This is a genomic window from uncultured Veillonella sp. (assembly GCF_963551295.1).
Taxonomy (GTDB): Bacteria; Bacillota; Negativicutes; order Veillonellales; family Veillonellaceae; genus Veillonella.
Genome location: NZ_CAUVFT010000040.1, coordinates 1 through 11811, shown reverse-complemented (window position 1 = coordinate 11811; position 11811 = coordinate 1). Strand labels below are relative to the sequence as shown.

Genomic DNA, 11811 nt, shown 5'->3' with positions numbered 1-11811 from the left:
TCGTAATTCGAAGAAACTCATTTCTGTGTAGGAATGAGTTTCTTTTCATAATATATATACCTGGAGGAAGTATGAATTTACTCGAAATTGGGATTCCTACCGTACCTCTTAGAGGCATGGTCGTATACCCGAATATCGTGATTCACCTCGATATCGGTCGAGACAAATCCATTAAGGCGGTGGAAGCCGCAATGAATGAGGATCGCATTTTAGCCGTCGTAACTCAAAAAGATGATGCTGTAGATGCACCAACAGTTCATGATTTAGCCCAAATGGGTACATTAGTAAAAATTAAACAAATGTTGCGCTTACCAGGTGGTATAGTACGTGTTCTTGTAGAGGGCATCACTCGTATTCGTCTTATGAATATTACTAGCATGGACCCTTATTATATAGGAGACTATGAACGAGTGGCGTCTGAATTTGAAGACGATGTAGAGCTTGAAGCTTATCGTCGTTTGGTTCAAGCTAAATTTGGCGAATGGGCAGAAGAAGCTAAATCAGTTACTGATGAAGGTGTAACGCGCGTTATGGAATTACGCAATCCTTGTGAATTAGCTGACCAAGTTGCATTTTTGTTGCCTATTAATAATTTGAAACGTCAAGAGTTACTTGAAGAATTATCTGTGGCTCGTCGTCTTAACATGATTGTAGGCATTTTAAATATGGAATTACAAATCTCTGATTTGGAAAATTCCATCAATAATCAAGTCCGTCAATCTATGGAGAAAGCGCAGAAGGAATATTTCTTGCGCGAAAAAATCCGCGTTATCCACGATGAGTTGGGTGATAAAGGTGACCCAGAGGAGGAGGCAGAAGAACTACGAGTTAAGTTAAAAGCACTTAACTTAAGTGAAGACGTACATACGCGTATCGATAAAGAAATTTCTCGTTATAGCCGTATGCCTCAATTGATGCCGGAAGCAACAATTTTGCGTAACTACTTAGATTGGGTATTAGCATTACCGTGGAACGAATTAACGGAAGATCGTTTAGATATCAAGGGTGCTCATGCTATGCTCGAGGCCGATCATTATGGCCTTGAAAAGGTTAAGAAACGTATTTTAGAATTTTTAGCGGTTCGTAAATTAACCGGTAAAAATAGTGGCTCTATTCTTTGCTTAGTAGGTCCACCAGGCGTTGGTAAAACCTCTTTGGCTACCTCTATTGCTAAAGCAATGAATCGTAAGTTCATCCGTGCATCTTTAGGTGGTGTTCGTGATGAAGCTGAAATTCGTGGTCATCGACGTACTTATATTGGTGCTTTACCTGGTCGTATGATTCAGGGACTAAAAAATGTAGGTACTAAGAATCCTGTATTTTTGTTGGATGAAATTGATAAATTAGCATCTGATTATAAAGGCGATCCATCTTCAGCTTTATTAGAGGTATTGGATCCAGAACAAAATAGTACATTTAGTGATCACTTTATCGAAGTACCGTTCGACTTCTCTGAAGTTTTCTGGATTACTACGGCTAATATAGCATCTAATATTCCTGGTCCATTGTTAGATCGTATGGAAATTATTGAGTTGTCCAGCTATATGGAAGAAGAAAAACTAGAAATTGCTAAGCGTTACTTAACACCTAAGCAAATTAAGAAAAATGGACTTGAAGATTACAAGGTTAAATTATCTGATGCTGTGTTAAAAAAGGTAATTTCCGAATATACTCGCGAAGCTGGTGTTCGTACTTTAGAGAAAACAATTGCTAAGATTTGCCGTAAGATTGCTTTCAAAGTAGTTGAAGAAGGCGGAGATGCGCCAAAAGTCACTACTAAAAATCTTCACGAATTCTTAGGTGCACCGATCTTTGTTGACCAAGAGCGAGAAAAGAAACCGCAAGTTGGCTATGTAAATGGATTAGCTTGGACATCTGTTGGTGGTGTAGTATTACCATGTGAAGCTACAACTATGAATGGTACCGGTAAATTGGCTTTAACTGGTAGTCTCGGCAAGGTTATGCAAGAATCTGGTCAAGCGGCTATGAGTTATATTCGCCATAATGCAAAAGCCTTAAAAATTGAAGAAGACTTTTATAAAAAACTTGATATTCACGTTCACTTGCCAGAAGGGGCAACACCTAAAGATGGTCCTTCTGCAGGTATTACAATGACATTAGCTATGGTGTCTATTTTGACTAACCGCAAGGTTCGTTCTGATATTGCCATGACTGGTGAAATCACATTGCGTGGCCGCGTATTACCAATAGGCGGCTTAAAAGAAAAATTATTAGCAGCCTTGTCTCATGGCGTTAAAGAGGTGTTGATTCCAAAAGGTAATGAAAAGGATATTGCAGAATTACCTGACATTGTGAAAGAAGGCCTCATTATTACGCCAGTTAAGACAATGGATGAAGTATTAGCAAAGGCACTTGTGTAATGCAAAAGAAGAAAAAATCCACTAAACAAATGGGCCCAAAACCACAATATACACGAAAAGAACCGAAGGGGCCTCGTATTATAGCTGCAAAATATAATACTTCCTGTGTGAAGGCAGATCAATATCCTGAAGGGGATACAGTAGAAATCGCTTTCCTTGGACGTTCTAATGTGGGCAAGTCTTCGTTGATTAATTCTTTATGTAACTATCGTGGGTTAGCCCTCGTTAGTGGTCAGCCAGGTAAGACTAAGACGATAAACTACTTTGATATTGAATCAAAAGAGGATATTTCTGAGACAGAGGAACGCAGATATAATTGGTTCCTTGTTGACCTTCCTGGCTATGGTTTTGCAAAGACAAATAAAGGAAACCGCAATTTGTGGTCTTCCTTTATTGCCGATTATATTTTACATTCTGAACGATTGATGTTGTTATGCCTACTTATCGATGGTCGTCATCCTGAGATGCCTATTGATAAGGTGGCATTTGATTGGCTTGTCGAAGCTGGTGTGCCATTACAAATTGTAGTGACTAAAGCCGATAAATTGACGGCTAAAGAAAAGTCTGCAAACTTGGCTATTATTAAAGAACTATATCCAACGGCTACATTGCCGATTCTGTATAGCTCTTTAAAGCATACTGGACGTGAGCTTTTACAACAACGAATCAATAAAATTTTGGTAGGAGATGAAGCATGAGTCAAACCAACGAATTAGAGATTATGGAACGCATTGCTTTAGATTTAGAGCGTGTCGAAGAGTCTCTTGCATCATCTTTTAATACCGGTGTAGAGGACTTCAATGCACTGATTCGACCGTTATCAGCAGCAGGTGGTAAGCGTTTGCGCGCTCAATTGTGCCTATTGATTGCTAATGCAGGGACATCTATAGAGCGTCAACGCGTCAAAATTGCTGAGGCTGTTGAAATGCTTCACTTAGCAACACTTATCCATGACGATGTATTAGATCAAGCTGAAATTCGCCGAGGTGAAGATACCATTCACATGCATAAAGGCAATAAGGTAGCTATCCTTAGTGGTGATTATTTATTTGCTAAAGCATTTAAAATCGTATCTGAAATGACGAATATGAAGTATCTTCAAGTCTTCTCTCATATTATTACATGCCTTGTAGAAGGTGAGTTCATGCAAATGGAAGATGTATATCGCATCGATCAAGGTATAGAGCGTTATATGACAAAAACGCAAAAGAAAACAGCAGACTTCATGGAAGGCTGTATGGAACTTGGTGGTCTCTTAGGAGATTGGCAAGAATCTGAAATCATAGAATTGAAAAAATATGGTCATGCATTAGGTATGGCATTTCAAATTACAGATGATATTATGGATTATCGTGAAACAACGGAAACGACAGGAAAGCCTGTAGGGAACGATCTTCGAGAAGGACTATTGACGTATCCGTTATTAAGTATCGTTAACGATGGTAATAAAGATAAATTGCTTGAAGATATTAAAGGCTTAAACAATGGTGGTAATGAGCAAGACATTATCGATTATGTTGTTGCTCAAGGTGGTATCGATAATACATTAGCTGTAGCTGATAAATATTGTAAAGATGCTTTAGCGGCACTCGCTGCAGTGCGTGATTTTCCAGGGAAGGAATTCCTTGTGATGGCTGTAGAAAATCTAGCTGATAGAAAGGTATAATATGGAACCGTTCGAACCAAAACCGGATTTCGAATATCCCATGCAAAAACCTTCTTTTGATAGTGTAGTTCGTCAAAAACGGCGTGAAGCAGAGCAAGAGGCTGAGCAAGAACGGTATAGAGTGGCGAATTTACGCGTTCCTGAGGAACAGGAAAATGAGCCGATTTATACTGAAATGGAACAGAAGATGATGGACGAGGCGAGGGAATTATCTCTTGTAGGACATCTTTCAGAACTGCGAAAACGATTGATTATAATGGCTGTAGCGGTTATTGTGGGAACTTGTATTTCATATTATTATGTAGACTTATTATTGGAAATACTTCTAAAACCAGCTGGCAAGCTCTATTATATGAGACCTACTGAGGCGTTCTTTACGTATATGAAAGTATCTGTAGTAGGAGGCCTCGTCATAGCGGCTCCCATTGTATTGCATCAGATTTGGCTATTTGTTAAGCCTGCACTGACTGCGCGAGAAAAGCAGTTATCTAACTGGATTTTACCAGTTGCGATTAGTCTATTTGGAATAGGTATTGTATTTTCTTATTTTCTCGTATTGCCTGCAGCAGTGAAGTTCTTTATGGGCTTTGCCACAGATGAATTACAACCGATGTTTTCCATTGGTCAGTATATGGACTTTGTATTGTCCTTTGTACTGCCTTTTGGATTTATCTTTGAACTGCCGTTGATTTTAATTATTTTGGGATATTTCAACTTAATTACATCACGCTTTTTAAAAACGAAGCGAAAAATATTTATTCTTATATCCTTTATCATAGGTGCTGTCATTTCACCTACACCGGATATGTTTTCTCAAACGATGATTGCATTACCTATGATATTGCTATATGAAACAAGTCTATTTGTATTGGCTAAGATTATGAAGCGCTAAGGAGTATTTTAGGAGGAACGATGAAAACCTACGAAAATTTAACCACATATAATCCTGGTGAAATAGAAGGCAAATGGTATTCTTATTGGGAAAATCAAGGATACTTTCACGAAGAAGTAGACACGAATAAAGAGCCATTTAGTATCGTCTTACCCCCTCCTAACGTAACTGGTATGTTGCATATGGGGCATGCCCTTGATAATACATTACAAGATATCCTCATCCGTTTTAAACGTATGCAAGGCTATAATGTGTTATGGATGCCAGGTACAGACCACGCTGGTATTGCTACTCAAATTAAAGTAGAGGAAATGCTTGCTAAAGAAGAGGGAAAATCTCGCTATGATTTAGGCCGTGAGAAATTCGTAGAGCGCGTGTGGGAATGGAAAAAAGAATACGGCGATACCATCGTAAAACAAATCCGTAGTCTTGGTGCATCTTGTGACTGGACCCGTGAACGATTTACTTTGGATGAAGGATACTATCATGCGGTGCGGGAAGTATTCGTAAAACTTTACGAAAAAGGTTTAATCTATCGTGGAGAACGAATTATCAACTGGTGTCCTCGTTGTGCAACCGCTTTATCTGATGTTGAAGTTGAACATGAAGACGAACATGGCCATTTATGGCATATTAAATATCCTGTAAAAGGTGAAGATAATCGTTTTGTTGTTGTTGCTACAACTCGTCCAGAAACAATGTTTGGTGATGTAGCAGTAGCAGTAAATCCAGATGATGATCGTTATAAAGATCTCATTGGTAAAACATTGATTTTGCCATTTGTTAATCGAGAAATTCCTGTAATTGCTGATGGATATGTAGATGCTAGCTTCGGCACAGGCTGTGTAAAAATTACACCTGCTCATGACCCTAATGACTTTGAAATGGGTCAACGTCATAATTTGGAATCCATCGTTGTTATGAACAATGATGCAACAATGAATGAAGGTGCTGGTAAATTCAATGGCTTACCACGTGAAGAAGCGCGTAAACAAGTAGTAGCAGAACTTAAAGAATTAGGCCTGCTTGAAAAAATTGATGATCATGACCATGCAGTAGGTCATTGTTCTCGTTGTAAAACAATTATTGAACCAATGGTATCTAAACAATGGTTTGTAGATATGAAACCGTTGGCAGAACCAGCTCTTAAGGTTGTTAAAGACCACGAAGTAGAGTTTGTTCCAGAACGTTTTACAAAAACATATGTGAACTGGCTTGAAAATATCCGTGATTGGACTATTTCTCGTCAATTGTGGTGGGGCCATCGTATTCCTGCATGGTATTGTGATGACTGTGGTGAAACGATTGTTAGCCGTGAAGATATTACAGACTGTCCTCATTGCCACGGTCATGTTACACAAGATCCGGATGTTCTTGATACATGGTTTAGCTCTGGTTTATGGCCATTTGCTACAATGGGTTGGCCTAAGCAAACTCCAGAACTTAACCAATGGTATCCAACAAGTGTGCTTGTAACTGGTTACGATATCATCTTTTTCTGGGTTGCTCGTATGATTTTTATGGCTCTTGAGTTTGAACATGAAATCCCATTTAAACATGTATTTATTCATGGTCTTGTTCGCGACAGTCAGGGCCGTAAAATGAGTAAATCTTTGGGTAATGGTATTAATCCACTTGAAGTTATCGACCAATATGGTGCTGATGCATTGCGCTTTACTCTTGTAACTGGCAATACACCTGGTAATGATATGCGCTTCTATATGGAACGTGTTGAGGCTAACCGTAATTTTGCCAATAAGATTTGGAATGCATCCAAGTTTGTATTGATGAACCTTACAAATTATGATGAAAGTTTCGTTCCAACAGCAGATGATTTGACATTAGCAGACCAATGGATTATTCAAAAATACAATGAAACAGTACAAAGCGTAACATCTAATCTCGATAAATTCGAACTTGGTGAAGCTGCGAGTTCTGTATATGACTTCATTTGGAATACGTACTGCGATTGGTACATTGAATTAGCGAAACCTCGTTTGTATAGTGAAAGCAACGAACGTGATCGTCGTACAGTTCAATATTTACTTGTAACAATCTTACGTCACATGCTCGAATTATTGCATCCATTCATGCCGTTTGTAACTGAACATATTTGGCAACATTTGCCACATGAAGGGGACAGCATCGTTGTTACTAAATGGCCTGAAGCATTGAAATTCGATAATCTTGAAGGTGCAGCACGTCAAATGGAAGTTATGATGGATGCCATCAAAGGTATTCGTAACATGCGTGCTGAAATGAATGTGCCTCTAGGTAAAAAAGCTGAGGTTATCGTAGCGCCAACAGATGAAGCATTAGCTAAAACTGTAGCAGAACATAGTGACTACTTTGTAACATTGGCTTGGGCTGAGAAAGTAACAATTCTTGGTACCGACGATCCAAAGCCAGAAAATGCGACTGTAACCGTTGTCAATGGTATGGAAGTATATCTCTTACTTAAAGACTTGATCGACGGTGAAAAAGAAAGAGAGCGTATTGCGAAGGAAAAAATCCAAATGGAAAAAGAAATTTCTCGTTTGGAAGGTAAATTGTCTAACCAAGGCTTCTTAGCAAAAGCTCCTGAAGCTGTAGTAGCAAAAGAAAAAGAAAAGTTAGAAGAATATAAACAAAAACAACAAGCGTTATTGGAACGTGAAGCGTTCCTCGAAACCTTATAATAGGAGGTTTATATGACATATCAAGAGGCCTTAGCCTATTTAGAGCAGGCATCTTCATTCGGTATTAAACCTGGCCTTGAACGAATTACAGCTCTTATGGATGTATTGGGAAATCCACAAGAAGATTATAAAATTGTTCATGTGACAGGCACGAATGGTAAGGGCTCGGTTACCTCATACATTTCCTACGCACTGTTTACAAGTGGATTACGGGTGGGGCGATTTACATCGCCTCACCTTCAATCCTATACGGAGCGAATTCAAATTAATGATGGGAATATTACTGAGGAAGCCTTTGGGGAATTAATCAGTCGTGTTAAAGGTGCAGTAGACACTATTGTTAGTAATGGAGTAGAAGCGCCAACACAATTTGAAATGCTGACGGCTGCTGCATTCTTGTTTTTTAAAGAACAAGGTGTAGATTATGCTGTGGTAGAAGTCGGATTAGGTGGCTTATTAGACTCTACGAACATCGTTACTCCTAAAGTATCTGTTATCACTAATGTATCTATAGATCATCAAGCGTACTGTGGTGATACTTTAGAGGAGATTGCACGTCATAAATCGGGTATTATTAAATCTAAGGTGCCTGTAGTAACAGCGGCACAAGGTACTCCTCTTAGTATCATTGAGGATGTAGCTAAAGAAAAACATGCTAAGCTTTATGCTTTCAATAAAGATTTCGGTATCGATAGTCGCAGCGCTGTAACTGGTGGTCAAATGATTACGGTTAGTACTAACGATGCAGCACCTGCCATGTTGTTTACGACGATGGCGGGCATTCACCAATCTGTAAACCTCGCTTGTGCATTGATGGCGGTACGCCTGTTGATGAAAGAGGATACGAATATCAGCGAAGAAACGATGCGTGAAGGCTTCGCTCGTACTACTTGGGCAGGACGTTTTGAAGTTAAAAGAGGTTTAGATCGTACTTTTATTTTTGATGGTGCTCATAATGCGGCAGGGGCTGAGTCTTTTGCCATGACGTATGACGAGTTGTTTAAGGATAGCCCAAAAACGATTGTAATGGCTATTCTTAAAGATAAGAACCAAGCGGCTATTATCCGTGAAGTGGTTAAAGTGGGTGACACAGTGCTCGTTGTGCCCGCACCAACCGATAGAACGGAAGTACCGGAAACCTTGGTTGAAATGATTCGCCGTACTGTACCAAAGGCGACGGCTCAAACTGCAGACTCTATTGAGGCTGCATTAGCATTGGCATATAAGCATACAAAGACTGGTGATATCATTGCCGTATGTGGTTCTTTATATATTCTAGGGGATGCTCGTCAGTGGTTTTTCCATGAGATGAGTCATTAAGGTGAGAATATGGAACTCTCACTCATTCCTAATCAGAAACGAATTACCTTTTATATTGAACGATTAATCTATGGTGTCGTCATTGCGATGCCACTTCAACCAATGGTAGGCGATGTACTTCTCTGGTTGGCTATAGGTCTGGCATTATATGATTTAGTTTCTAGTAAATCATTGAGTTTGCCGACAGGCTATCTATCTTGGACTGTTATGATCTTTGTTATCTGGACAGGTGTATCGTCGTTAATGTCCCCAAACTGGGATTGGTCTATTCAGAGCTGGTTCTACCAAATTGTAGCAGGTGGGGGCATGTATTATTTAGTTCGTACCTATATTCGAACACCTAAACAGTGGAACTATTTTCTTCGTGCCTTTTTAGGTACAGCAGTTCTTGTATGCATTATAGGGGCCTATCAGTATATATTTGTTCCCAATATACATATAAAAGAATGGGTAGATGCAGCACAATTCCCTAAATTGATGCGTCGAATGGCGTCTACATTGCAAAATCCTAACTTGTTAGGTGCCTATCTATTGATGGTGCTAAGTGTATGTATTAGCTATATTCTTGTTTATATGAAGGAGAATCGTACTCGTGAAATTGTTACAATGCTGATTGTTGGTATTGTATTATTTTTAACGATGCTATTAACCTATTCTCGTGGTATTTGGATTAGTTTTGCGGCCATGATTCTGTATTGGGCTATTTTCGTAGAACGAAGATTATTCTTATCCTTGTTAGTGGTACCTCTAATTCTATATTTCTATGAAGGTGAGGTTGCCTCACGACTTTGGTCTATATTCCAAGGACATGATACGTCGTCAGATCTTCGTTGGGCTTTATGGGATAGCACAATGTATATCGTACGAGAAAACCCTATCTTTGGTATTGGGTGGAATACATTCTACTTAGTTTATCCAGATTATAACTATTACATTCAAGGCCCTAATGTATTGATGTATCATGCCCATAATTTATATTTAAATATATTGGCTGAAACAGGTATTCCTGGCTTGCTATCATTTCTAGCAGTTATCGTCGGTCATGTTATCACATCTGTTCGATTGAAAGGGGATATGTTCCGACAAGCTGCACAGATAGGAATAGGTGCTTTAGCTATCGGTGTTCTTTTTAGTGGATTGTCTGATTTTGAGCTCTATAGCCATCAAGTTACTATTGTTTTTTGGCAGCTCCTTGGTTGGGTTGGGGCTTTTGTGAAAGTACAACTCTCCACGAAGAATCATATGTAAAAAGTATATTTTGTATAATCAGTAAGTTTTATGGTAGCGATACAATTTCATAGTATGGTATAATTTATACATGCCTTAGCAGGGTAAGCTTACGTATATTTAACCGGTTTTCTAATGTTAGAATAATTGAACATTATTGCTTGCATTTGAAAACCGGTTTTTTGTATATCTATATCTTTATAGGAGGTGTAGCGGTCAGTTTTTGTATATATTATTTTTTTATATTGATAAGACTCTATATGCTGTATTGAGATAGTTCGATATACATAAAAAACAACAATATATACAATTAAATTGATAATTCCTGTGAGTTATATCGGTGTGAATAAAACTTATGTGAAAATGTAAAAACCTATGCGTTTTAGTCATAATGCACGGTCGGGGTGTGATAAAAAATACATTTTAGTCATATAAGTTGACAATACATTGGATGTGGACTACGATGAAGTCGGTTTAAGGAACGTATTAGACCAAAGAGATTCAATTGTCGTTTAACAATGTTACTCTTAAAGGAGATGGTTATGGTGATAGACATCAAAGACCGCGTAAAAAATGTGGACCTGCAAGGTAAAATTGTCACTGCTTATGATGCAGCTCAGTTGATTAACCCTAATGATAAAGTTGGTATTTCCGGCTTTACACCATCAGGTTATGCAAAAGTTGTGCCATTGGCATTGGCAGAAAGAATGGAAAAAGAACCATTCAAAATTGATTTGTGGACAGGTGCTTCCGTAGGTGATGAAGCCGATGGTGCGTTAACTCGTGCTAATGGTATTAATCGCCGCTTTCCATATCAAACCAATAAAGATATGAGAAAGGCTTTAAATGGTGGAGATGTTAAATACATCGATATGCATTTAAGCACAATGGCACAAAATATTCGTTATGGATTTTTCGGAGATTTAGATGTAGCAATTATTGAAGTATGTCAAATCAACGAAGATGGTTCTTTAGTACCGACTACTTCTGTTGGTAATTCTCCAACATTCGTTAGTCAAGCTAAAAAGGTTATCGTAGAGGTAAATGTATCTCAACCATTATCTTTAGTTGGTATGCATGATATCTATGAACCGTTGGATCCACCACATCGTAAACCAATTCCGTTGGAACAGGCCGGCGATCGTATCGGTACAGAAGCAATACCTTGTGATCCTAGCAAAATCATTGCTGTGGTTCCAAGTGATGTACCTGATACAACAAGACCTTTAGCTGCTATTGATGATGATGCAAAGGCAATGAGTCAACATCTTATCAAATTCTTTGAACAAGAAATTGCAGAAGGTCGTTTGCCTAAAAACTTGCTTCCATTGCAATCCGGCGTAGGCTCTGTAGCAAATGCGGTAATCAGTGGCTTGGCTCAAGGGCCTTTCACAGATTTATCTATTTATACAGAAGTAATTCAAGACGGTATGTTTGACTTAATCGATGCTGGTAAAGTAACTGTATGTTCCGGTACTGCATTGAGTCCTTCTCCAGATGGATTGAAACGTTTCTATGCGAATATTGATGAATATCGTAAAAAAATAATTCTTCGTCCGCAAGAAATTTCCAATAACCCTGGTATTGCTCGTCGTATTGGTGTCATTGCCATGAATACCGCTATCGAATTTGATATTTTTGGCAATG

8 protein-coding genes are annotated in these 11811 nt (G+C 38.7%); all 8 read left to right on the top strand.

What is annotated here, in order from left to right:
* Positions 1-71 precede the first annotated feature (71 nt).
* The gene (gene lon / locus RYO55_RS09015) at positions 72-2381 is read left to right on the top strand and encodes an endopeptidase La (protein WP_302498167.1); all 2310 of its coding nucleotides are present in this window, start codon (positions 72-74) and stop codon (positions 2379-2381) included.
* Positions 2381-3079 (top strand): ribosome biogenesis GTP-binding protein YihA/YsxC, encoded by a 699-nt coding sequence (gene yihA, locus RYO55_RS09010; RefSeq protein WP_314985186.1) that lies wholly within the window; start codon positions 2381-2383, stop codon positions 3077-3079. Before lon ends, yihA begins: the two co-directional genes overlap by 1 nt.
* Positions 3076-4047, top strand: coding sequence for a polyprenyl synthetase family protein (locus RYO55_RS09005; RefSeq protein WP_287507262.1), 972 nt, complete (start codon positions 3076-3078; stop codon positions 4045-4047). Before yihA ends, RYO55_RS09005 begins: the two co-directional genes overlap by 4 nt.
* Before the next feature lies 1 nt (position 4048).
* Positions 4049-4939 (top strand): twin-arginine translocase subunit TatC, encoded by an 891-nt coding sequence (tatC, locus tag RYO55_RS09000; RefSeq protein WP_314985183.1) that lies wholly within the window; start codon positions 4049-4051, stop codon positions 4937-4939.
* A 20-nt stretch (positions 4940-4959) separates the two neighbouring features.
* Positions 4960-7617, top strand: a complete 2658-nt coding sequence (locus RYO55_RS08995) for a valine--tRNA ligase (protein WP_287507267.1) — start codon at positions 4960-4962, stop codon at positions 7615-7617.
* Positions 7618-7629: 12 nt separating this feature from the next.
* Positions 7630-8937, top strand: coding sequence for a folylpolyglutamate synthase/dihydrofolate synthase family protein (locus RYO55_RS08990; RefSeq protein ID WP_314985182.1), 1308 nt, complete (start codon positions 7630-7632; stop codon positions 8935-8937).
* A 9-nt stretch (positions 8938-8946) separates the two neighbouring features.
* On the top strand, positions 8947-10185 hold the full coding sequence (locus RYO55_RS08985) for an O-antigen ligase family protein (RefSeq protein ID WP_314985181.1): 1239 nt from the start codon (positions 8947-8949) through the stop codon (positions 10183-10185).
* 521 nt (positions 10186-10706) lie between these two features.
* Positions 10707-11811: acetyl-CoA hydrolase/transferase C-terminal domain-containing protein (locus RYO55_RS08980; protein ID WP_314985179.1), on the top strand; the 1105-nt coding region annotated here is incomplete at its 3' end.

Coding starts and splice junctions, on each gene's coding strand:
- lon (WP_302498167.1), top strand. CDS start 72: ATGAATTTACTCGAAATTGGGATTCCTACCGTACCTCTTAGAGGCATG.
- yihA (WP_314985186.1), top strand. CDS start 2,381: ATGCAAAAGAAGAAAAAATCCACTAAACAAATGGGCCCAAAACCACAA.
- RYO55_RS09005 (WP_287507262.1), top strand. CDS start 3,076: ATGAGTCAAACCAACGAATTAGAGATTATGGAACGCATTGCTTTAGAT.
- tatC (WP_314985183.1), top strand. CDS start 4,049: ATGGAACCGTTCGAACCAAAACCGGATTTCGAATATCCCATGCAAAAA.
- RYO55_RS08995 (WP_287507267.1), top strand. CDS start 4,960: ATGAAAACCTACGAAAATTTAACCACATATAATCCTGGTGAAATAGAA.
- RYO55_RS08990 (WP_314985182.1), top strand. CDS start 7,630: ATGACATATCAAGAGGCCTTAGCCTATTTAGAGCAGGCATCTTCATTC.
- RYO55_RS08985 (WP_314985181.1), top strand. CDS start 8,947: ATGGAACTCTCACTCATTCCTAATCAGAAACGAATTACCTTTTATATT.